Annotated in this window: 20 protein-coding genes and 1 pseudogene; 9 read left to right on the top strand and 12 right to left on the bottom strand. The window is 72.8% G+C overall.

What is annotated here, in order from left to right:
* Nucleotides 1–11: 11 nt before the first annotated feature.
* Nucleotides 12–992 (top strand): helix-turn-helix domain-containing protein, encoded by a 981-nt coding sequence (locus ABZ318_RS02205; RefSeq protein ID WP_356900577.1) that lies wholly within the window; start codon nucleotides 12–14, stop codon nucleotides 990–992.
* Nucleotides 993–1,039: 47 nt separating this feature from the next.
* Here the strand turns inward: ABZ318_RS02205 and ABZ318_RS02200 are convergent, their stop codons facing one another.
* Nucleotides 1,040–2,089, bottom strand: a complete 1,050-nt coding sequence (locus ABZ318_RS02200; protein ID WP_356900576.1) for a Zn-dependent alcohol dehydrogenase — start codon at nucleotides 2,087–2,089, stop codon at nucleotides 1,040–1,042.
* Nucleotides 2,086–3,036, bottom strand: coding sequence for an SDR family oxidoreductase (locus ABZ318_RS02195; RefSeq protein WP_356900575.1), 951 nt, complete (start codon nucleotides 3,034–3,036; stop codon nucleotides 2,086–2,088). The genes ABZ318_RS02200 and ABZ318_RS02195 overlap by 4 nt, the downstream gene beginning before the upstream one ends.
* Nucleotides 3,037–3,137: 101 nt before the next feature.
* On the opposite strand from ABZ318_RS02195, the gene ABZ318_RS02190 reads away from it, so the two are divergent.
* Nucleotides 3,138–4,064, top strand: a complete 927-nt coding sequence (locus tag ABZ318_RS02190) for a cyclase family protein (protein WP_356900574.1) — start codon at nucleotides 3,138–3,140, stop codon at nucleotides 4,062–4,064.
* Between the two features lie 162 nt (nucleotides 4,065–4,226).
* Here ABZ318_RS02190 and ABZ318_RS02185 read toward each other — a convergent pair whose 3' ends face one another.
* The 4 genes from ABZ318_RS02185 to ABZ318_RS02170 all read right to left on the bottom strand — a co-directional run bounded on the left by ABZ318_RS02185 (nucleotide 4,227) and on the right by ABZ318_RS02170 (nucleotide 8,254).
* The gene (locus ABZ318_RS02185; RefSeq protein ID WP_356900573.1) at nucleotides 4,227–4,664 is read right to left on the bottom strand and encodes an ATP-binding protein; all 438 of its coding nucleotides are present in this window, start codon (nucleotides 4,662–4,664) and stop codon (nucleotides 4,227–4,229) included.
* A gap of 355 nt (nucleotides 4,665–5,019) precedes the next feature.
* On the bottom strand, nucleotides 5,020–5,916 hold the full coding sequence (locus ABZ318_RS02180; RefSeq protein ID WP_356900601.1) for an acyl-CoA dehydrogenase family protein: 897 nt from the start codon (nucleotides 5,914–5,916) through the stop codon (nucleotides 5,020–5,022).
* A 5-nt stretch (nucleotides 5,917–5,921) separates the two neighbouring features.
* Nucleotides 5,922–7,055 carry an acyl-CoA dehydrogenase family protein gene (locus tag ABZ318_RS02175; RefSeq protein WP_356900572.1) on the bottom strand — a complete coding sequence of 378 codons (1,134 nt, stop codon included), beginning with the start codon at nucleotides 7,053–7,055 and terminating at the stop codon, nucleotides 5,922–5,924.
* On the bottom strand, nucleotides 7,055–8,254 hold the full coding sequence (locus ABZ318_RS02170; RefSeq protein WP_356900571.1) for an amidohydrolase family protein: 1,200 nt from the start codon (nucleotides 8,252–8,254) through the stop codon (nucleotides 7,055–7,057). Before ABZ318_RS02170 ends, ABZ318_RS02175 begins: the two co-directional genes overlap by 1 nt.
* A gap of 131 nt (nucleotides 8,255–8,385) precedes the next feature.
* On the opposite strand from ABZ318_RS02170, the gene ABZ318_RS02165 reads away from it, so the two are divergent.
* On the top strand, nucleotides 8,386–9,894 hold the full coding sequence (locus ABZ318_RS02165) for an AMP-binding protein (RefSeq protein WP_356900570.1): 1,509 nt from the start codon (nucleotides 8,386–8,388) through the stop codon (nucleotides 9,892–9,894).
* On the opposite strand, the gene ABZ318_RS02160 is transcribed toward ABZ318_RS02165, so the two are convergent.
* A complete protein-coding gene (locus ABZ318_RS02160; protein ID WP_356900569.1) occupies nucleotides 9,866–10,243 on the bottom strand; it encodes an STAS domain-containing protein in 378 nt (125 codons plus the stop codon). The two genes, ABZ318_RS02165 and ABZ318_RS02160, sit on opposite strands and share 29 nt — an antisense overlap.
* Nucleotides 10,244–10,402: 159 nt before the next feature.
* On the opposite strand from ABZ318_RS02160, the gene ABZ318_RS02155 reads away from it, so the two are divergent.
* Nucleotides 10,403–10,984: a sigma-70 family RNA polymerase sigma factor gene (locus tag ABZ318_RS02155; RefSeq protein ID WP_356900568.1), complete on the top strand. Its 582-nt coding sequence runs from the start codon at nucleotides 10,403–10,405 to the stop codon at nucleotides 10,982–10,984.
* Nucleotides 10,981–12,249, top strand: coding sequence for an MDMPI N domain containing protein (locus ABZ318_RS02150; RefSeq protein WP_356900567.1), 1,269 nt, complete (start codon nucleotides 10,981–10,983; stop codon nucleotides 12,247–12,249). The genes ABZ318_RS02155 and ABZ318_RS02150 overlap by 4 nt, the downstream gene beginning before the upstream one ends.
* A 30-nt stretch (nucleotides 12,250–12,279) precedes the next feature.
* Here the strand turns inward: ABZ318_RS02150 and purU are convergent, their stop codons facing one another.
* The gene (gene purU / locus ABZ318_RS02145; RefSeq protein ID WP_356900566.1) at nucleotides 12,280–13,131 is read right to left on the bottom strand and encodes a formyltetrahydrofolate deformylase; all 852 of its coding nucleotides are present in this window, start codon (nucleotides 13,129–13,131) and stop codon (nucleotides 12,280–12,282) included.
* A 59-nt stretch (nucleotides 13,132–13,190) separates the two neighbouring features.
* Nucleotides 13,191–13,634, bottom strand: coding sequence for a hypothetical protein (locus tag ABZ318_RS02140; protein WP_356900600.1), 444 nt, complete (start codon nucleotides 13,632–13,634; stop codon nucleotides 13,191–13,193).
* A gap of 205 nt (nucleotides 13,635–13,839) precedes the next feature.
* On the opposite strand from ABZ318_RS02140, the gene ABZ318_RS02135 reads away from it, so the two are divergent.
* Complete coding sequence (locus ABZ318_RS02135; RefSeq protein ID WP_356900565.1) at nucleotides 13,840–15,120, top strand: ABC transporter substrate-binding protein; 1,281 nt, start codon at nucleotides 13,840–13,842, stop codon at nucleotides 15,118–15,120.
* Nucleotides 15,121–15,135: 15 nt separating this feature from the next.
* On the opposite strand, the gene ABZ318_RS02130 is transcribed toward ABZ318_RS02135, so the two are convergent.
* Complete coding sequence (locus ABZ318_RS02130) at nucleotides 15,136–16,503, bottom strand: hypothetical protein (protein ID WP_356900564.1); 1,368 nt, start codon at nucleotides 16,501–16,503, stop codon at nucleotides 15,136–15,138.
* Nucleotides 16,504–16,604: 101 nt separating this feature from the next.
* Complete coding sequence (locus ABZ318_RS02125) at nucleotides 16,605–17,987, bottom strand: transcriptional regulator (protein ID WP_356900563.1); 1,383 nt, start codon at nucleotides 17,985–17,987, stop codon at nucleotides 16,605–16,607.
* 269 nt (nucleotides 17,988–18,256) lie between these two features.
* Between ABZ318_RS02125 and ABZ318_RS02120 the strand changes: the two genes are divergently transcribed.
* From ABZ318_RS02120 to ABZ318_RS02110, 3 genes are all read left to right on the top strand, one after another.
* Nucleotides 18,257–18,943, top strand: coding sequence for a bifunctional DNA primase/polymerase (locus ABZ318_RS02120; RefSeq protein ID WP_356900562.1), 687 nt, complete (start codon nucleotides 18,257–18,259; stop codon nucleotides 18,941–18,943).
* A 76-nt stretch (nucleotides 18,944–19,019) separates the two neighbouring features.
* Nucleotides 19,020–19,877 (top strand): ABC transporter ATP-binding protein, encoded by an 858-nt coding sequence (locus ABZ318_RS02115; RefSeq protein ID WP_356900561.1) that lies wholly within the window; start codon nucleotides 19,020–19,022, stop codon nucleotides 19,875–19,877.
* Entirely contained in the window at nucleotides 19,877–21,496 is a 1,620-nt protein-coding gene (locus ABZ318_RS02110) for a transporter (RefSeq protein ID WP_356900560.1), read from the top strand. Before ABZ318_RS02115 ends, ABZ318_RS02110 begins: the two co-directional genes overlap by 1 nt.
* 68 nt (nucleotides 21,497–21,564) lie before the next feature.
* Here the strand turns inward: ABZ318_RS02110 and ABZ318_RS02105 are convergent.
* Nucleotides 21,565–22,133, bottom strand: a pseudogene (locus tag ABZ318_RS02105) (phosphotransferase).
* Nucleotides 22,134–22,172: the final 39 nt, after the last annotated feature.

Here is a 22,172-nt window from a genome sequence, read left to right as displayed (position 1 = left end):
GGGCGCTGCCCGTGCCGTCGCCGCACCGCGTCGCCGTTCTCGCCCTGCCCGGTCTCCTCCCCTTCGAGCTGGGCATCCCGCACCGCATCTTCGGCCGTGCGAAGGACCCCGGGGGGCGGCCGCTCTACGAGATCGTGACGTGCGCGCCGAAGGCCGGTCCGGTGCAGACGGACGCCGACTTCTCCATCCACGTCGAGCACGGCCCGGAGGCCCTCGCGACCGCCGACACGGTCGTCGTGCCCGCCTCGTACGAGCTCGGACCGGTCTACGACGAGGGCAGGCTCCCCGAGGAGCTGGCCTCGGCGCTCGCCCGCATCCGGCCCGGCACCCGGCTGGTCTCCATCTGCACCGGCGGGTACGTGCTCGCCGCCGCCGGCTTCCTCGACGGGCGTCCGGCCACCACCCACTGGGCGTCCGCCGAGCACTTCCAGCGCCTCTTCCCGAGCGTGCGGGTCGACGCGGACGTCCTCTTCATCGACGACGGCGACGTCCTCACCTCGGCGGGGGTGGCGGCCGGGATCGACCTGTGCCTGCACATCGTGCGCCGCGACCACGGCACGGCCGTCGCCAACGACGTCGCCCGCAGGACCGTCGTGCCGCCCCACCGGGACGGCGGCCAGGCCCAGTACATCGAGCGGCCCCTGCCGGAGGCCGGCACCCACACCACGACCACCGCGCGGGCCTGGGCGCTCGCCCACCTCCACGAGCCGATCCAGCTGCGGGACCTGGCGGAGAAGGAGGCGATGAGCGTCCGGACGTTCACCCGCCGCTTCCGCGACGAGGTCGGCATCAGCCCGGGCCAGTGGCTCACCCAGCAGCGCGTCGAACGCGCCCGGCACCTCCTGGAGTCCACCGGCCTGCCGGTCGACCGGGTCGCCCGGGACGCCGGCTTCGGCACGGCCCAGTCGCTGCGGGTGCACCTGATGAGCGCGATCGGGGTGACCCCGACGTCCTACCGGCGCACCTTCCGCACGGGCGCCCCCTCGGCCTGAACCTCCGGCCCGTCGGGGGCGTGCCGCCGCCGCCCGTTCCGTACCGCTCAGAAGGTGAGCACCCCCCGCGCCACCTTCCCCCGTTCCGCGTCCTCGACGGCCCGGGCGAAGTCCTCCACCGGATAGGTGCGGGTGACCAGTTCGTCGAGGAGGAGGGTGCCGGAGCGGTACAGCTCCGCGTAGAGGGCGATGTCCTTCTGGGGGCGGGAGGAGCCGTACCGGCAGCCCAGGATCGACTTGTCCAGGAACATCGCCGCAGGCAGGAAGCTCGCCTCCGCCTTCGGCGCGGTCATGCCGAGCAGCACCGCCTGGCCGTGCCGGTCGAGGAGGTCGATCGCGGTCCTGACGAGACCGGTGTGGCCGACGCACTCGAAGACGTGGTCGGCGCCGGTGGGCAGGACGTCCCGTACGCCGTCGGTGGAGGCGAGGAAGTGCGTCGCCCCGAACCGCCGGGCCACCGCCTCCTTCTCCGGGTTCGTGTCCACGGCGACGATCGTCAGCGCCCCCGCGATCCGGGCGCCCTGGAGGACGTTGAGGCCGATGCCGCCGGTGCCGATGACGACGACGGTGTCGCCGCGGTCGACCTTCGCCCGGTTCAGTACGGCTCCGACGCCGGTGAGGACGCCGCAGCCCATGAGGGCGGCGGAGGTCAGCGGGATGTCCTGCGGGATCTTCACGGCCTGCACGGCCTTGACGACGGTCCGCTCCGCGAAGGACGAGTTCGAGGCGAACTGGTGGAGCGGCTGCCCGTCGCGCGAGAACGGCCGCCCCGGCATCCCGATCGCCTTCCGGCACATGGTCGGCCGGCCCCGGTCGCAGTCGGCGCAGGCGCCGCAGTTCGCAAGGGTGGACAGGGCGACGTGGTCGCCGGGCGCGACGTGGACGACCCCCGGGCCGACGGCCTCGACGACTCCGGCGCCCTCGTGGCCGAGCACGACGGGCACGGGGAAGGGGATGGTCCCGTCGACGACGGACAGGTCGCTGTGGCAGAGCCCGGCGGCGGCGATCGCCACGAGCACCTCGCCGGGGCCGGGGTCCCGCACCTCCAGGTCGTCGACGACCTGGACCTGCTTCCCGTCGAAGACGACGCCTCTCATGACCGCTCCCCCTCGCCGGCCTTGTCGGCCTTCTCCGCGTTGGGCCGCGCGCCCTCCGACGCCGCCTTCGCCATCTCCTCCAGGCGCGCCAGCATCGGCATCGGGTCCGTCCCGACCGTCCCCGGCAGGAAGTCCGCGATGCGCTCGGGGGTCCAGGAGCCCGCCTCCGCGTATGCCGCCCGCAACTCCCTCGGCTGGGCCCAGACCGCGATCTTGGGGCCGGCGACGGTGTACACCTGGCCGGTGATCCGCTCCTCCCGGGCCCGGTCGCTCAGCAGGTAGACGACGAGCGCGGCCACGTCCTCCGGTTCGCCGATCTCCTTGAGCTCCATGGGGACGTTCGCGGACATCCGGGTGCGGGCCACGGGCGCGACCGCGTTGGCGGTGACCCCGTACTTGTGGAGGCCGAGGGCCGCGCTCCGTACGAGGGAGATGATCCCGCCCTTGGCCGCCGAGTAGTTGGCCTGCGCCACGGACCCCTGGTGGTTGCCGCTGGTGAAGCCGATGAGGGTCCCGGTGCCCTGCTTGCGCATGACCGCCGAGGCCGCCCGGAAGACGGTGAAGGTGCCCTTCAGGTGGGTGGCGACGACCGGGTCCCACTCCTCCTCGGACATGTTGAAGAGCATCCGCTCGCGCAGGATGCCGGCGACGCACACGACGCCGTCGACGCGCCCGTACGCGGTGAGGGCGGTCTCGACGATCCGCGCCCCGCCCGCCATCGTGGAGACGTCGTCCGCGACGGCGACCGCGGTGCCGCCCGCCGCCGCGATCTCCTTCACGACCGCCGCCGCGATCTGCGAGGTCGGCTCGCCGCCCTCGATCGACACCCCGTAGTCGTTGACGACGACCTTCGCGCCCTCCGCCGCGCAGGCGAGGGCGACGGCGCGGCCGATGCCGCGCCCCGCTCCCGTCACGGCGACGACCTTGCCAGCCAAGAAGTTCCCCACGCCCGGCCCCTTCCCGTGCTTTCTGACGGTCCGTTAGATTCGTTCGTCGTCAGGATTCTACGGCCCGTCAGATACCGGAAAACAAGACCCCGGAGGCCCCGATGTCCCTCCCCGCCGCCTTCCACGAGATCGCCAAGCGCGTCAACAACTGGGGCCGTTGGGGCCAGGACGACGAGATCGGCACGCTCAACCTCGTCACCGACGAGGTCGTACGGGAGGCCGTCGCCACCGTCCGCACCGGCCGGCGCGTCCCGCTCGCCGTCGACCTCAGGCAGGACGGCGTACAGACCGGCATGATCCCCGGCCGGGTGAACCCGCTCCACGTCATGGTCCAGATCAACCAGGAGCTCTTCGGCCCCGGCACGGTCGCCACCAGCGACGACGCCGTGACCCTCGGCCTCCAGGCCGGCACCCACTGGGACGCCCTGACGCACGTCTCCCACTCGGGCCGCATCTACAACGGCCGCCCCGCCGCCTCGATCACCCCGCACGGCCGCTCCGCTTTCAGCGGCATCCACACGGCCCGCCACCTCGTCTCGCGCGGGGTGCTCCTCGACGTCGCGGCGGCGAAGGGCGTCGACCGGCTGCCGGGCGACCACGCGGTCACCCCGGAAGACCTCGACGAGGCGGCCGAGTTCGGCGGGGTCACGGTCCGCTCCGGTGACGTCGTGCTCGTACGGACGGGTCAGATCCGGCTGTACCTGGCCGGGGACCGGCACGGGTACGCCTTCCCGTCACCGGGCCTGTCGATCCGTACGCCGGAGTGGTTCCACGCCCACGACGTCGCGGCCGTCGCCAACGACACGCTCACCTTCGAGATCTTCCCGCCCGAGATCGAGGACCTCTGGCTGCCCGTACACGCCCTCGACCTGGTCGAGATGGGCATGCTCCAGGGGCAGAACTGGAATCTGGAGGCCCTGTCCACAGCCTGTGCACAGGAAGGGCGGTACGCCTTCCTGCTCTCCGCGATGCCCGAGCCCTTCGTCGGCGGCACGGGCACACCGGTGGCCCCGGTCGCGATCCTCTAGACCCCGAAAGGGGCCTGCGGGCGGCGGCGCGCTCGCACGCGCCCCGAGCACGGCACGGACCCGCCGCCGCCCGACCGCGACCCGCACACGCCGAGGGCCACGGCCCTCGGCTCCCCTCGCCACGAATCGCTCACCCCAGAGTGGGCAAAACGGAACGAATCGTCAACAGCGCACCCTGTCGGGCGCCAGGGGCACCCCGGCGGAGACGGACGGAACCCGGTCCACCTCGCACCAGATGCTCTTGCCGGCGCCCTCCGGCTGCCAGCCCCACCGGTCCGCGAGACCGTCCACCAACTCCAGGCCGCGCCCGTTGGTGTCCTCGCCCGCCGCGTGCCGGGGTCGCGGCGGCCGGTCGCTCGTGTCGGCCACCTCGACCCGCACCCCGCCCTCCGCGGCGAACAGCATCCGCAGCACGGCCGGACAGCCGGTGTGCACCACGGCGTTGGTCACGAGTTCGGAGATGAGCAGCACCAGCGTCTCGGCGAGCGGCTCGTCGTCGCCTATGCCCGACCCGGCGAGCCGCGACCGGGCCCACTTCCGTGCTCGCCCCACCTCTGCCGGGTCCGGCCCGACCACCAACTGAACCTGAAGCACCTGCACCGCTCACACCATCCGAACCGGCGGACAACACACCTTCACGGAACGTGATTCCCTTGTGGGACAGCATGGTTGACGTACAGTCACCGCAACAAGCGCTTCGGGCATATTCCAGCGCGAAGGAGTACGCATGGTCCATACTGTGCGACGCACGCTGCGGGTAGTCGAACGTCGGGCGCGAGCGGCGGGCATTCCCGGGCGCGGAGCCGCCGCAGGGGCGACACCGGGACGATCCGGGCCAACGAGCACTCGCATCCCACGGAGCGTACCGGAGCCGGAGGCCGACTCCGGGCCGTGACGGCCCCGCCGAAGGACACAACCCGATATCGACGTTCCGTGACCCGTCGGACGCCCAGCGCTACAGCCCCGCCGCCACCTCCTCCTCCGCCCGCGCCGCGGGCATCCGCAGCTCGGCCCGCACCCAGGCCCGCTTCAGGTGCAGGTGCACGTCCGCCTCCCAGGTGAAGCCCATCCCGCCGTGCACCTGGAGACAGTCCCGCGCGTTGCCGACGGCCGCGTCGTCGGCGAGGAGCTTGGCCCCGGCGATCTCGACGGGATCACCGGTGACGGACGCGGCCCACACGGCCGCCCGCGCGAGCTCCGTCCGCACGAGCATCCCGGCACACAGATGCTTCACCGCCTGGAACCCCCCGATGACCTGCCCGAACTGCTCCCGCGTGCGGGCGTGGGAAACGGCCATGTCGAGGGCGGCCTGCGCACTGCCGACCTGCTCGGCGGCGGTGAGGAGGACAGCCGTCAGTTCCGTTGTGGGCAGGCGTTCCGCGGGGCGGAACGGGTGGGCACAACCCCCGGTGCCGGGCAACCGGTGCAAGGGCGTGAGCGGATCGACCGACCGCACGGGAACGGCGCCCGACACGTCACCGAGCACCACGTCGGCCTCGTCCAGCCAAGGAACCAGCCCCTCCGAGGCATCGGTCACCACGACAGCCCCCTCCGAAGCGCCCGGCACGACCCCCGCCGCCAGGTGCGTGGAAACCAACGGCCCCGGCAGCAGCACCCTCCCCGCCTCCTCGAAGACGAGGACCGCCTCGGGGAGCCCGAGCCCCACCCCGCCCTCCTCCTCCGGGAGCCGCAGCGCGAAGAACCCGGCGCCGCCGAGCTCCCGCCACAGCTCCCGGTCGAGCGACGGGGAATCCAGGGCGGCCCGCAGCGCGCCCCGGTCGAAGAGGCGCGCGAGCAGCTCCCGTACCCCCTTGCGCAGCGCCCGCTGGTCCTCGGTGAGTCGGAAGTCCACGGTGGTCACCGGCCCTTCGGGAGGCCGAGGATGCGCTCGGCGACGATGTCGCGCTGGATCTGGGACGTGCCGGCCGCGATCGTGTACGAGAGCGAGGACAGCCGGTCGAGGTTCCAGTCGCGGCCGAGGTCGAGCGCGTCGGGGCCCAGCACGGCGGCGGCCGCGTCGTACAGCTCCTGGCGGGCGTGCGAGTAGTGCAGTTTGAAGACGGAGCCGCCCGCGCCGGGGACCCCGCCGGTCGCCTGGGCCTCGCTGACGTTGGCCTGGACGATCCGCCACAGGGCCTGGAACTCGGCGGAGAGCCTGCCGAGCCGGCGCCGCAGGACGGGGTCGTCCCAGGTGCCGTTCTTCCGGGCCGTGCGGGCGAGTTCGCCGAGGAGGCGGCGGCAGGCGACGACCTCGCCGACGAAGGCGGTGCCGCGTTCGAAGGAGAGCGTGACCATGGTGACCCGCCAGCCGTCGTTCTCCTCCCCCACCCGGTTGGCCACGGGCACCCGTACCCCGTCGAGGAAGACCTCGGCGAACTCGGTCGACCCGGCGAGGGTGCGCAGCGGCCGGACGGTGATGCCGGGGGCGTCCATGGGCATGGCGAGCCAGGTGATGCCCCGGTGCTTGGGAAGCTCGGGGTCCGTCCGTACCAACAGCTCGCACCAGTCGGCGACCTCGGCGTGCGAGGTCCAGATCTTCTGTCCGGTGACGACGTACGCGTCTCCGTCCCGTACCGCCCTGGTGCGGAGCGAGGCGAGGTCGGATCCGGCGTCGGGTTCGCTGAAGCCCTGGCACCAGACCTCGTCGCCGCGCAGGATCGGCGGCAGCCACCGCTCGCGCTGTGCGGCCGTGCCCTCGGCGGCGATGGTGGGCCCGGCGTGGAGGAGGCCGACGAAGTTGGCGCCGACGTAGGGGGCCCCGGCGAGTTCGGTCTCCTCCAGGAAGACGAGGCGCTGGGTCGGGGAGGCGTCCCAGTGGGTGTCGGCGTATCCGGCGTCGTACAGGCGGCGTTGCCAGCCGCAGTCGTAGGCGCGGCGGGCGGGCCAGTCGAGCGGGTCGGGGCGTTCGGGGAGTCCCGGCAGGGTGGCGGCGAGCCACTCCCGCAGGCGGGCGCGGTAGGCCTCCTCCTCTTCGGTGCAGGAGAGGTCCATCAGACGATTCCCAGATCCAGCATGCGGATGGCGTTGCCGCGCATGAGTTTGTAGACCGTCTCGTCGTCGAGGCCCCGGACGTGGTCGAGGGCGACCTCCTTGGTGTGCGGGAAGGTCGAGTCGACGTGCGGGTAGTCGGTCTCGAAGGTGGCGTTGTCGCGGCCGACGACGTCGAGCGAGGCGATGCCGTGCTTGTCGCGGAAGAAGCAGCAGAAGATCTGCCGGTAGTAGTACGTGGACGGCGGCTCGGGGACGATGTCGCGGACGCCGCCCCAGGCGCGGTGCTCCTCCCAGACGTCGTCGGCGCGTTCGAGGGCGTACGGGATCCAGCCCATCTGGCCCTCGCTGTAGGCGAGCTTGAGCCGGGGGAACTTGACGAGGACGCCGCTGAAGAGGAAGTCCATCATCGAGGCCATCGCGTTGTTGAAGCTCAGGCTGGCCTGGACGGCGGGCGGGGCGTCGGGGGAGGCGGCCGGCATCTGGCTGCTGGATCCGATGTGCATGTTCACCACCGTCCCGGTCTCCTGGCAGACGGCGAAGAACGGGTCCCAGTAGCCGGAGTGGATCGACGGCAGACCGAGGTGGGTGGGGATCTCGGAGAAGGTGACGGCCCTGACGCCCCGGGCGGCGTTGCGCCGGATCTCGGCCACGGCCAGATCGATGTCCCACAAGGGGATGATGCAGAGCGGGATGAGCCGGCCGCCGCTGTCCCCGCACCACTCCTCGACCATCCAGTCGTTGTAGGCGCGGACGCAGGCGAGGGCGACCTCCTTGTCCTGGGCCTCTGCGAAGGTCTGGCCGCAGAAGCGGGGGAAGGTGGGGAAGCAGAGGGAGGCCTCGACGTGGTTGAGGTCCATGTCGGCGAGGCGGGCCTTCGGGTCCCAGCAGCCGCGCCGCATCTCCTCGCGGGTGATCCCCTCCAGGGTCATGTCGTCGCGGTCGAAGCCGACGGCGGCGATGTTGCGCTTGTACGGGAACTTGAGGTCCTCGTAGATCCACCAGTCGGTGGGCGGGCCCTCGGGGTCCATCGTGATCTGGTACTTGCCGGCGACGTAGGCGAGCTCGCCGATGCCGGCGGTGAGGGGACGGGGCCCGCGGTCGCGGTACTTCTTCGGGAGCCAGGTCTCGAAGAGGTGGGCGGGCTCGATCACGTGGTCGTCGACGCTGATGATGCGGGGCAGTTCCGTGCCGGAGCTCATGAGGACTCCCATTTCTGATGACCCGTCAGATCTGATGGCATCAGGCTAGCCCCGCACCCCTGGACCGACAAGCGCCGGACCTCTACGCTCACCGCACCATCTGACGGAACGTCAGCCATGAGGAGTACGGGATGAATGAGACCGCACACTCGCTCGGCGGGTCCCGCACGCTCTGGGAGCTCGTCGAGCGCCGCGCCGCCCTCACCCCCGACCGGCCCGTCCTCCTCCAGGACGACCGCGTCCTCACCTTCGGCGGCCTCCGCGAGCGCGCCGAGCGCTGCGCCGCCGGTCTGCACGGGATGGGCGTGCGCCCCGGCACGGTCGTCGCCTGGCAGCTGCCCACCCGCATCGAGACCGCCGTGCTCTCCTTCGCGCTCGCCCGCATCGGCGCCGTGCAGTCCCCGGTGATCCCCTTCTACCGGGACAAGGAGGTCGGCTTCGCGCTGCGCGAGTCGAAGGCCGAGTTCTTCGCGGTCCCCGGAATCTGGCGTGGATTCGACCATGCGGAGATGGCGAGGAGGCTCGGCGCACGCGGGATCTTCGAGGCGTACGGGGAGCTTCCGGACGGCGACCCGGCCGTCCTGCCCCCGCCGCCCGCCTCCGGCACCGACGTCCGCTGGATCTACTGGACCTCCGGCACCACCTCCGACCCCAAGGGCGTCCTGCACACCGACCGCTCGCTGCTCGCCGGCGGCTCCTGCCTCGCCCACGCCCTCCACCTGACGGCCGAGGACGTCGGCTCGATGGCCTTCCCGTACGCGCACATCGCCGGGCCCGACTACACGGTGATGCTCCTGCTGTACGGCTTCCCGGCCGTGATGTTCGAACAGTTCGCGCTGCCGGAGGCCCTCGACGCGTACAACCGGCACGGCGTGACCGTCGCCGGCGGCTCCACCGCCTTCTACTCGATGTTCCTCGCCGAGCAGCGCAAGCAGCCCGGGAAGCCCGTCATCCCCACCCTCCGCCTGCTCGCCGGCGGCGGCGCGCCCAAGCCGCCCGAGATCTACCACGCGGTACGGAAGGAGCTCGGCTGCCAGCTCACCCACGGGTACGGCATGACCGAGGTCCCCATGATCACGATGGGCGCCCCCGACGACACCGCCGAGAACCTCGCCACGACCGAGGGCCGTCCGCCCGCCGGCATGGAGATCCGGATCACCGGCGACGGCGAGGTCCGGCTCCGCGGCGAGGCCGTCTGCCGGGGCTATCTCGACCCGGCGCAGACGGCCGCCGCCTTCGACGAGGACGGCTTCCTCATCACCGGCGACGTCGGGCACCTCACGCCCACCGGCCACCTGGTGCTCACGGGCCGGGTCAAGGACATCATCATCCGCAAGGGAGAGAACATCTCGGCCAAGGAGATCGAGGACCTCCTCCACCGGCACCCCGACGTGGGCGACGCCGCCGTCATAGGCCTCCCGGACGCCGAGCGCGGCGAACGCGTCTGCGCCGTCGTCGAACAGCCACCCGGCGCCGCCCCGCTCGGCCTCCCGCAGGTCACGGCCTTCCTGCGGGAGGCCGGACTCTCCGTCCACAAGCTGCCGGAACAGCTGGAGGTGGTGGACGCGCTCCCCCGCAACGAGACCCTGCGCAAAGTGCTGAAGTACAAGCTCAGGGAGCGATTCGGCCCGGCTCGGTGAACGTCGCTTCCGGCACGTCCTCGTACACGTCGAAGAGGCGGTGCACGCCCAGCGCGGAGAGCACCCGGCCGACATGGCCGTCCCCGTCCGCCCGCTGCTCCGGCAGGATCAGGCGGAGCCGGCCGCCGCACGAGCGGAGCAGCCGGCGGGACGCGATCAGCACGCCGACGCCGCTGGAATCGCAGAACCGCACGGCGGACAGGTCTATGACCAGGTCGTGCCGGCCGCCCGCGACGGCGTCGTGGACGCGGCGGCGTATCCGGGGGGAGGTGACCAGGTCCAGTTCCCCCCGGACGCTGAAAACCGTCCAGGAGCCGTGCTCGTCCTCGTCGACCTCGATCGTCGTCACGGACGCCGCCTGCCCCACGGGCAGACGTCGAAACCCCCCGCGTGAGGGATGACGCTTTCCTTACCATCCGCGTCCGCGTCAAGGGCGCACTTGCGGCAAACAGGAGTGCGTTGTCGGAGCGGCCCACTACTTTGGAGGAGAACCGGAACGGAGGGCCGCATGGCGATGGACACACCACCGCGCTGGGACCGCAGGATGCAGCAGCGGCTGGCGCGCGGAGAGGCCGCTGCCCTCGGCGAGTTCTACGACCGGTTCGCCGCCCTCGTGCACAGCCTCGCCCACCGGGTCCTCGACGACGACGCGGCGGCCGACCAGGTCACCCGCGAGGTCTTCGGCTACATCTGGGAGAACCCCGACTCCTACGACCCGAAGCAGGGCAACATGCGCTCGTGGGTCGCCAAGCTGACCCAGCGGCAGGCCGTGTACCGGCTCCGGCAGGCCGAGGCCCTGGCATACGCGGAGACGGGGGTCGGCTCCGCCGAGGAGCTGGAGCAGAAGGTCCACCGGGCCACGGTCGCCGCCCGCGCCGACTACATCGTGACCTCCATGCCGGCGCCGCTCCGGAAGGCGCTCGAACTGGCGTACTTCCAGCGCCGCGACTACCGCCAGACCGCCGCCGACCTCGGCGTCACCGAGGACGAGGCCCGCCGGCGCCTCCGGCTGGGACTCCAGCTGCTCTCCTCCGCGCACGCCCGCCCCCTCGAAGGGTCCTCGCCGCCCGGCTACGGACGGCCGCTGTGACCGGGGCGGACGACGACGCGGACGACGTCGCACGCGCCCCCTGGATACCGGGACCGCGCCGTGCGGCCGACGACCACGCGGACCTGACGACGCGGCTGCCGGAGGCTCCAGGAGCGGAGGCGGAAGAAACGGACATGGGGGAAACGGAGGAACCGGAAGTACCGGACCTCAGCCACAACGTGCTCAAGTCCCTCCTCGGGGCCTGGGCGCTTTCGGCGTGCTCCGCCGGCGAGACCAAGGCCGTCGAGAACCACCTCACCGTGTGCGCCCCCTGCGCCGACGAGGCCCTCCGGCTCCGCGACGCCGTCACGCTCCTCCACGAGGACCGCGACCTGGACCTCGACCCGCTGCTCCGCTCCCGGGTCCTGGAGAACTGCCTGGGCCGCCGCCCCGCCCGCATCCCCGTCCCCGACTGGGTCACCCCGTACGACGCGGAGACCGCCCGGCTCGACGCGCTCCTGAGGGACATCGGCGAGTCCGAATGGCACGCGCCGGTACGGCTCAAGTGGTACGAGGAGGACCGCATCGTGCGCCGCAAGGCCACCGTCGCGGGGGTCATCGGCCACCTCCTCGCCGTGGACGGCCTGGTGACGACGGCACTGGGCCTGGACGACCCGCTGGGCGCGGGCGTGCCGGAGCTGTCGCCGACGGAACGGACGGAAGCGTTCTGGACGGCGCTCGACCGGCCGCCGAACCGGGCCATCCGGGGGCCGTGGCGCGACCAGTCGCACACGCTGATCCGGACCATCGCCTTCGCGGGGCGAGGAGTGGCGGACCTGACCGTCACCTACAAGGACTTCGCCCTGCCCCTCCAGGACTCGCTCCTGGAGCGGGCCTTCGAGTGCTGGCTGCACGCGGACGACATCGCGACCGCGGTCGCCTACCCGTACGCGCCGCCCAGCGGGCCGCACCTCCACGGCATGATCGACCTCGCGGCCCGGCTGCTCCCCGGAGCCCTCGCCAACCGCCGCCGCACCGGCCTGGCCGGCCCCGCCAAGGAGCTCGTCGCGGCGGGCGCGCCGGGCCGCTCGCTCCACCTGGAGGTGGAGGGCGCGGGCGGCGGCCACTGGTACATCTCCCTGGACTCCCCCGCGGCGATCGGCTCGCCGGAGCGGGCGGTGGCGCAGGTGGCGATGGACGGGGTCGAGTTCTGCCAGCTGGTGGCGGGGCACATCACGCCGGAGGAGGCGGCGGCGGGGCAGGACGGCGACCGCGAGGCCATCAGAGACGTCCTCTCGGCAACGGCGTCCTTGAGCCGCCTGTAGCCCCGCCCGTTGGAGCGAGGGTTCGGGAGGTTACCCGAAGACGACCGTGCGGCGGCCGTTCAGAAGGATCCGGCGTTCCGCGTGCCACTTGACCGCCCGCGCCAGCGCCTGGCACTCCACGTCCCGTCCGATCGCCACCAGCTGGTCCGGCGTCACCTCGTGGCCGACGCGCTCGACCTCCTGCTCGATGATCGGGCCCTCGTCGAGGTCGGCCGTCACGTAGTGCGCGGTGGCGCCGATGAGCTTCACGCCGCGGGCGTGTGCCTGGTGGTAGGGCTTGGCGCCCTTGAAGCTGGGGAGGAAGGAGTGGTGGATGTTGATGATCCGGCCGGAGAGCTGCTTGCACAGGTCGTCGGAGAGGACCTGCATGTAGCGGGCGAGGACGACCAGCTCCACGTTCTCCGAGCGGACGAGGTCCAGGAGTTCCGCCTCCGCCGCCGGCTTGTTCTCCTTCGTCACCGGGATGTGCCGGAACGGGATCCCGTACGAGCCCACCAGCTCCTCGAAGTCCGTGTGGTTGGAGACGACCGCGACGATCTCCACCGGCAGCGCCCCGATCCGCGACCGGAAGAGGAGGTCGTTCAGGCAGTGGCCGAACTTGGAGACCATGAGGACGACCCGCATGGGCTGGTCGGCGCGGTTGATCTGCCAGTCCATGGCGTAGGAGTCGCCGACGGCGGCGAAGCTCGCCCGGAGTTTTTCGACCGTCACCGGCGCCTCGGCGGAGAAGTGGACCCGCATGAAGAAGAGACCCGTGTCACGGTCTCCGAACTGCTGACTGTCCTCGATGTTGCACCCGGTGATGAAGAGGTAGCTCGACACGGCGTGCACGATGCCCTGCTTGTCGGGGCACGAGAGGGTGAGGACGTACTGGTCGGTCATCCCGTCAGCCTGCCATACGACGCCCCGCCGGGAGGCGGGCGTCCGCCAGGCGGAACGGTTCAGGACCGGGTCATGATACGCAGCACGTCGAGGGAGTGCGGGGGCGTGTCGGGGTCCTCGCCGTCGGCCTGTGCCAGCCGTACGTGTGCCTCGCGGGCGGCCCGTACGGCTTCCGGCCAGCCGGGGTGGGCGGCGTACGCGGTGACGGGTGCGTCCGGTCCGACCTGGTGCATGATGCGCAGCACCCGGAGGACGGCGACGTCGACGAGGGCGGCCTCGCCGGAGTCCCGGAAGATCGCGCCGACGTACTTCTCGGCGGACCAGTTGTCGAGCCAGGTGTCCTCGACGAGGCGGTAGACGGCGTCGGTGACGTCGCCGTACCCCTCCTGGCCGGCCAGCCAGACGGTCTCGTGGAACACGGGGTCGGAGAGCATGTGCAGCGCCGAGCGCACGTTGCTGCGCCAGCGCCACCACGGCATGTCGTTGAGCGGCATGCCGCCCATGGTGGAGGAGCGACGGCCGCGACGGGAAGAGTTAACCGAACCGGGGACCGGAGTGGGGGCTGGACTGGACACCGCTCGATCGTACGTTCCCTTGTCCGGTAAGCGGACTCGCCCCCTCCCCCCTCCGGTCGCCCGCCCCCGCAATTCACCTTCACGTCACCCCCCGTTGAACCGTGCTCACTCCCGCGTTACCCATGAGGCGGAAATGTGCATGCCCATGACCGGTAGGCGACTGACCTCACTCCTCGCGTACGTCACGACCGCGGCGACCGGAGCGTCGCTGCTCACCGGGTGTGGCGTGCTCCCTGGGGCCACGGGGGGCTCCAGGGAGCCCGTCACGGTGATGACCTGGGCTCCCGACCAGACCCGAGCGACCAACATGCCCGGAATGCCCGCCATGGCGCAGACCTACGCCCGGTGGGTCAACGCCCGGGGCGGCATCGACGGGCACGAGCTGCGCGTCCTGACCTGCAACGAGCAGAACACCACCGCGGGCGCCGCCGCCTGCGCCCGTCGGGCCGTGCGCGAGAACGCGGTGGCCGTCGTCGGCTCGTACAGCCAGAACGGCCGCGCCTTCATGGCCCCGCTGGAAGCCGCGGGCATCCCGTACATCGGCGGCTACGGCATCGCGGAGGACGAGTTCACCAGCCCGCTCTCCTACCCCGTCAACGGCGGGGTGGCCTCCCTCGTCGCCGGGCACGGCATGCAGCTCGCCGGCTCCTGCGACCGGGTCTCCCTCGTCCGCCCCGACACCACCGCGGGGGACAGGCTCCCCGAGCTCCTCGACTCCGGCCTGCACAAGGCGAGTCACCGGGGCGCCGTCGACATCCCGGCCCTGGAGGACGCCGCCGAGTACACCCGGCAGGCGGACCGGGCCCGCAGCCGGGCGGGCGGCGAGAAGGGCTGTGTGACCGCCGTCCTCGGCGAGCGCACCCAGACCTTCTTCGACTCCTTCCGCCGCCTCCCCGGGCAGCAGGAGGAGAAGCGGGACAAGGGCGCCGTCCGGATCTCCTCGGTCCTCGGCAGCGTCGACCAGCCCGTCATCGACCGCACCGGCGGCCCCCACAGCCCCTTCGAGGGCGCCTTCGTCACCGGCTGGTACCCGGAGGCGGGCGACAAGAGCTGGGCGCCGATGCGCAAGGTCATCCAGGAGTACGCCTTCGCCGACAACCGGGTCGACCCGGCCGACGCCGGCGTCCAGACCACCTGGATCGCGTACACGGTCCTCAAGGAGGTGATCGAGTCCCTCCGGCAGGACACGATCACGGCCGAGGAGATCAGCCACGCCCTCGACCGGGGCGAGCGGATCGACACCGGCGGCCTCACCCCCAGCCTGCGCTGGAAGTACGAGGACATGCTCGGCGCCCCCGGCTTCACCCGGATCGTCAACCGCGAGGTGACCTTCCAGGTGGTCCGCCAGGGGCGGCTCGTGGCGCAGAAGCCCGGCTTCGTCGACGTCGGCGAGACCGTCCTCAGCGCCCCGTAGCGTCTGTCCGGCGGATCAGAGCTGCGTCCAGCTCCGCTTCTCCAGGCCGTACTTCGCGGCGGTCGGGTTCCACAGCCCGGCCGCCGTCTTCTTGGCGGCGCTGGCCTCGCCGCTCTTCGCGTCGCCCGCGGCCTTCTGGCTGGTCGAGCGGGCGTGGCCGCCCTTGCAGGCCTTCTTGGCCTTCATCTGGCCGGCCCAGGCCGCGTAGTGGTCGTCGGCGGCGGCCGAGGCCTGCCAGGCCTTGGTGAGCGCCGCCGTCAGCGCCGCGTTGTCCGGGATCTTGTCGACCGACAGCGACTGGAGCTTGGTGATCAGCCCGCGGCGCTGCTCGGCGGCGCCCTTCAGGTCGGCCGCGGCCTTGTCGAGGTTCTTGCACTGGTTGATGGACGCGACCGAGTCGATCACCGTCTGACGGCTGCTGCTGCTGGTCGCGAGCAGTTTGCTGAGCTCCTGCGCCTGCGGCTCCGCCGGGTCGGCCGGCTTCTCCGTGGGCTCGGGCGCCCCGGTGGAGGGCGCGGCGGAGCTCGCCGCCACGTTCTGCCCGGGGGTCTCGGGGCCCTTGTCCTCGTCCCCGCCGCTGAGCAGCATCCCGGCGCCGAGGCCGACGACCGCGCAGCCGACGACGACGGCGGCGATCAGCGCGAGCGGCGACTTGCGGCGCGGCTCGGGCTCGTCGTCGTAGTAGGCGTCCTGGTAGGCGTACTGCTGCTGCTGCGGGGGCTGCGGCGGCTGGTGGTGGTGCTGGGTCTGCTGCTGGTACGGGGCCGGGCCCGGCTGCTGGTAGCCCTGCGGCGCGTGCGGCTGCTGGGGCGGCCGCGGGGCCTCCGTACGGAAGAGGCTGTCGAACTCGGCGGGCGGCTGCCGCTCACCGGGCGTCTGCGCCGGTACGGGGGCGATGTACTGGGTCGCGTCCGAGGCGCCGGCCGGGGCGGGCCCCTGGTGGGCGAGGGGGCCCGTGCCGAGGAACTGGGTGTCGGAGCCCCCGCCCTGCTGCGGCGGCATCGGGGCGATGTACTGGGTCGCGTCCGAGGCGCCGGCCGGCGGCGGGTAGCCGTACCCCGGCTGCGGCGCGCCCTGGACCGGCGGCATCCCGCCCGGGACCGGCGCGATGTGCTGGGTCGCCTGCAGGTCGGCGGCGGCCGGAGCGCCCGGGCCCGGGTAGCCGTAGCCGGGCTGCGGCGGGCCCTGCTGCGGGGGTATCGGCGCCAGGTACTGGGTGGACTGCATGTCGGCGGCGCCCTGCGGCGCCTCCGGGGGCAGCGGCTGCGCGGGCGGCAGCGGCTGCCCGCCCTGCTGCCCGCCCGCCTGGCCGCCGGCGGGACCCCAGGCGCCGCCCCACGGCTGACCGCCGCCATGCTCCGGACCCTGTCCGTTCTGCGTCACCGGGACTCCCACCAATAAACCTACGGAATCGTCGGCCCACGCTACCGGGTGCCGACAGGGCTCCGCACACACGTGTGAGACCGGTTACACAGTTGACACGGTCACGCCGCGTACAGCTCCATCCGCGCGCCGAACTCCCGCACCACCGCCTCCCCCGCGTACGGCTCCAGGCGCTCCCTCAGATCGTCCAGGTACTCCGCGCCCCGCGACGACCGCAGCGTGCCGAGCAGTTCGAGCGCCTGCGTGCCCGTCCGGCAGGCCTGCTCCACCTCCCGCTGCTGGACCTGCGCCGAGGCCAGGAGCGCCAGGCCGATCGCGCGCCGCCGCGCCCGCGTCTCCGGATGCCCGTCGATCGACTCCTGGGCCGCCCGCGCCGCCGCCTCCGCCTGTCCCAGGTCCCGGTGGCAGTGCGCCAGTTCGTCCGCGAGGTAGGCCGCGTCGAAGTGGGCGATCCACGCCGGGTCGTCGCCCGCCTCCGGATCGGCCCGGTCGAGCGCCCGTGCGGCCCGGCCCGCCGCCGACTCGAAGGCGCGCACGTCGCCCATCAGCGCGTGCCCGCGCGCCTCCGCCGCGAGGAACATCGCCTCCGCGCGCGGCGGCACCTTCCCGCGCGCCCCCTCCTGCGCCGCCCGGGCCAACTGGGCGATCTCCCGGGGGTTGCCGAGCTGCGCGGCGAGGTGGCTCATCGAGGCGGCGAGCACATAGCCGCCGTACCCCCGGTCCCCCGCCGCCTGCGCGAGCCGCAGCGCCTGGATGTAGTACCGCTGCGCGAGACCCGGTTCGCCGGTGTCCACCGCCATGTACCCGGCGAGTTCGGTCAGTCGGGCGACCGCCGCGAAGAGCTGCCGTCCGACCGCCTCCCGGTACGAGCCCGACAGCATCCCCGACACCACGCTGTTGAGGTAGTGCACCACCACCGGCCGCACGTGGCCGCTGCCGAAGCGCCGGTCGAGGTCGACCAGCGCGGCCGTCATCTCCCGCACCGCCGCGACGTCCGCGACCCCGACGCGGGCCCCCGTCGTCCGGGCCACGTGCGTGTCGGGGCCCGTGATCAGCCAGTCCCTGCTGGGCTCGACGAGGGCGGAGGCCGCGACCGCCGAGCCGTTCAGGAAGTCCCGGCGCCCCACGTCGCTGCGCCACAGCTCGCAGACCTGCTCGATCGCGCCGGGCACGGTCGGCGCGAACTGCAGGCCCACCCCGGCGGCGAGGTTCCGGCCGTTGGCCATGCCGACCTCGTCGATCGAGACCGTGCGGCCCAGCTTGCGGCCCAGCGCCTCCGCGATGATCCCGGGCGCCCGACCCCGGGGCTGCTGGCCGCGCAGCCAGCGCGCCACCGACGTCTTGTCGTAGCGCAGGTCGAGGCCGCGCTCGGCGCCGACCATGTTGACCCTGCGGGCGAGGCCGGCGTTGGAGCAGCCGGCTTCCTGGATGAGCGCCTGGAGCCGTTCGTTGAGCTGACGCGGAACGAGTGGCCTGGCTGCCATGAGTACCCCCTGAGGCCGTGCGGTGATCATCCGGAGAAGAGATCACTGCCCGGTTGATATCCGGTCAATGCCGATGTGAACACGCGAAACCGGACACGTCGGCCACGCGGATGAAACCCCCCGCCGCCGGCGCCCCCACCTGTCCGTACCCACCCCCGCTCCCCCGGCCGCCACGCGCCCCCGCCAGTGCACCCATGCGCCCCGCGTGCAGGATCGATGCGTCAACACGCCGACCGCCGCGCCCGTAACCCCAGGTGACGTGGGAAGTTGTGCTCAGCGTGGAAGAGACCATGGGAGTCACGGAAGCCGCACAGATCCCCAAGCAGCGGGGCGAGCAGCTGCTGGACAGCGCCGTGCGGTACGCGGAAGAGCGGCACTGGGACGTGTTTCCCGGGACCTGGCTGGAAGCCGTCGAAGGCAGGGAGCGCTGCTCCTGCGGCGCGGACGCGTGCGCCGTGCCCGGCGCCCACGCGGTCAGGCCCGACTGGTCGACCCAGGCGACCGGAAGCGGGGTCGGGGCGCGGCGGATGTGGTCGAAGACGCCGAAGGCGTCGATCCTGCTGCCGACCGGCCGCACCTTCGACGCGATCGAGGTGTCCGAGTCGGCCGGCTTCCTGGCCCTCGCCCGCATGGAGCGCATGGAGCTGACGCTCGGCCCGGTGACCTGCACCCCGGACCGCCGCATGTACTTCTTCGTGCTCCCCGGCGCCGCCGCCAAGGTCCCGGACCTCGTCCGCAAGCTCGGCTGGGCCCCGGCCTCCATCGACCTCGTCACCCGCGGCGAGGGCCACTACGTGGCGGCCCCGCCCACCCGGATCGGCGGCTTCGGCGCGGTCCAGTGGGCGCGGCGCCCCACCCCGGTGAACCGCTGGCTGCCGGACGCGGAGGAGCTGATCAGCGCCCTCGCGTACGCCTGCGGCCGGGAGGCGGCGGAGGCCCGGAGCCGCGCGCAGTGACCCTGGGGTGCCGTCGACCGCGTTTGTAGGGTGGGACCCGTACGTACTACGGGGACCATCGAAGGGTTGACGGACCATGCCTGACCAGGCATTTGACGGAACGTTCGACAGAGCGGGCACCGCACCGGGGGAAGGTGCGGTGCCCGCCGTGCGTGTCGAGGGGCTGGGGAAGCGCTTCGGGCAGCAGATCGCGGTGAACGGGATCGATCTCGTCCTGCCCGCCGGCCGCTTCATCGGGCTCGTGGGGCCCAACGGGGCCGGCAAGACCACCACCCTCTCCATGATCACCGGCCTGCTGCGGCCCGACCAGGGGCGGATCCTCGTCGCCGGCCACGACGTGTGGGCCGACCCGGAGTCGGTCGCCCGGGTCAAGGCCCGCATCGGCATCCTGCCGGAGGGCCTGCGGCTCTTCGAGCGCCTCTCGGGCCGTGAACTCCTCGCCTACAGCGGCCGGCTGCGCGGTCTGCCCGGCGCCGAGGTCGACAAGCGGGCGGCGCAGCTCCTCGACGTCCTCGACCTGACCGGCTCGCAGAACAAGCTGGTCGTCGACTACTCGACCGGCATGCGGAAGAAGATCGGCCTCGCCGCCGCGCTCCTGCACAACCCCGAGGTCCTCTTCCTCGACGAGCCCTTCGAGGGCGTCGACCCGGTCTCCGCGCAGACCATCCGCGGCGTCCTGGAGCGGTACACCTCCTCCGGCGCGACCGTCGTCTTCTCCAGCCACGTCATGGAGCTCGTCGAGTCCCTTTGCGACTGGGTCGCCGTCATGGCGGCCGGCCAGATCCGGGCACAGGGCCCGCTGGCCGAGGTCCGGGGCTCCGCGCCCTCCCTCCAGGCGGCCTTCCTCGAGCTCGTCGGCGCGAACGGCCGCGAGGCGGCCGGGGACTCGCTGGACTGGCTGGGCGGCGGGGCGGGTTCGGGCGGGGCCCGGTGATGAGCGCCCCCACCACCGCCCCCGCGCCGTCCCTCACGTCCGTCTTCGTACGGCTCAAGCTGTCGCTGCTGCGGAACGGGCTGCGGCAGTCCGGCGGGCGGACCGCCGCGTACATCACGTCGATCGTCTTCGGCGTCCTCTTCGCCGGCGGCACGGTGCTGGCCTTCGTCCTGCTGCGGGGCCACGCGGCCGCCGTCACCGTCGCGGTCCTCGTCACCGGGGTCCTCGCGCTGTCCTGGGCGTTCATGCCGCTGTTCGTCCCGAGCGGCGACGAGACCCTGGACCCCTCGCGGCTCGTGATGCTGCCGCTGCGGCCCCGGCCGCTGGTGCGGGCGCTGCTCGTGGCCTCCCTCGTGGGCGTCGGGCCCGTCCTCACCTTCGTGCTGGCCCTCGGTGCGGCCCTGTCCCTCGCGCACGGCGCGGCCGGCACCGTCGTCGCCGTCCTCGGCGTGCCGCTCGCGACCGTGACGTGCGTGGCGCTGTCCCGGGCCGTGGCCGCCGCGAACATCCGGCTCCTCACCTCCCGCAAGGGCCGGGACCTGGCCCTGCTGAGCGGTCTGGTCATCGCGGTCGGCATCCAGTTCGTGAACTTCGGCGCCCAGCGGCTCGGCCGGGCCGGGGGCCTGGGCCCCCTGGAGCCGGTGGCGGCCGTCGTCGGCTGGCTGCCGCCGGCCGCCGCGATCGGCGCCGTCGACTCCGCGAGCCGGGGCGACCACGCGGTGGCGGCGGCCCGGCTGCTGCTCACGGCGGCGGTCCTCGTGGCGCTCGTGTACTGGTGGCGCCGGAGCCTGGTGCGGCTGATGGTCGAGCCGGACGGCTCCACGATCGGCGCGGCCTCCGACGCGAAAGCCGGCGGGAGGAGCGGTACGGGGCTGCTCGCCCGGATCCTTCCGGCCGGACGCACCGGCACCGTCATGGAGCGCAGCCTGCGGTACGTCTGGCGGGACCCGAAGACGAAGGCGGCGTGGGTGACCTCGCTCGCCATCGGCCTGATCGTGCCGATCTTCAACGCCTTCCAGGGCTCGGGCTCGATCTACTTCGCCTGCTTCGCCTCCGGCATGCTCGGCATGCTGATGTACAACCAGTTCGGGCAGGACACCTCGGCGTTCTGGATGGTCGCGCAGACCATCGCGACGCCGGCCGACGCGTACGCCGAACTCCGGGCGCGGGCCCTGGCCCTGCTGTCGATCACGGTGCCGTACACGGTGCTCGTGACGGCGGTGACGGCCGGTGTCCTCGGCGACTGGGGGAAGTTCCCCGAGGGCCTCGGCCTGGCGTTCGGCCTGCTCGGCGCGATGGTCGGGACGGGCGCGGTGACCTCGGCGCGCTTCCCGTACTCGGTCCCCCAGGACAGCGGCTACAAGAACGTGGCGCCGGGGCAGGCCGGACTGGCCTGGATCTCGATCTTCGGCGGCATGATCACGGCGGCGGTCCTGAGCTCCCCGCTCATCGCCGCGACGATCTACCTCCACGTCTCCGACCAGCGGTCCCTGCTGTGGCTCCTCCTCCCGGCCGGCCCGCTCTACGGCGCGCTCCTCGTCCTCGCGGGCCTCAAGCTGGCGGCCCCGCGCACGGCGGGGCGCCTGCCGGAGATCCTGGCGGCGGTCAGCAAGGGATAGACCGACGGCCTTCCGTACACCCCGATGGCCCGCTCGTCGTCCGAGCGGGCCATCGGCGTGACGAGGCTCTAGGGGGTGTCCAGTACGCGGGTGAGGGCGGCGCGGCCCGCCGGGCCCCAGGTCGGCTTGCCACCCGGGAGGCCGCGTTCGCCGGCGCGGCCGATGGCGATGAGGCCGGCGGCCCGGAGGAGGGCCCAGCCCCGGGCGCGGCGGACGGTCGCCCCGTCCACGCGCCCGTACGCCTCGAAGAAGCGCGGGCCCGCAGGAAGCCCGCCAGGAGCCCGGCCGCGTGGTCGCCGCGCGTGACGGGCACGGCGTCCCTCGGCTCGCCCGGGACCCAGCGGGCGACCGTCCAGAACCGGGGGAAGCGCGCGGACGGCTCCCCGGTGCGTACGGGGACGGGCACGGGCAGCGGAAGCAGCGACGCCAGGACCGGCAGCCGGCGGTGCTCCTTGCGCAGCAGGTCGGGCGCCCGTTCGGTACGGGGCATCCGTACGGCCAACTCGTCGCCCACGCGCCACAGTTGGTTGCCCCAGCCGCCCGGCACCGGCCGGATCGGCAGCTCCGCCAGGTCCGGGTGCCGGTCCCGGAGCAGCGCCCGTACGAGGCCCTCGTCGATTTCCACGCCGTCCCCCATGATGGCTGTCCGTCCGATCGCCGACCGGCTTGGAGCGTA

This window comes from Streptomyces sp. NPDC006197 (genome assembly GCF_040613865.1).
GTDB lineage: Bacteria > Actinomycetota > Actinomycetes > Streptomycetales > Streptomycetaceae > Streptomyces.
This window is presented reverse-complemented; position numbering and strand designations above follow the sequence as displayed.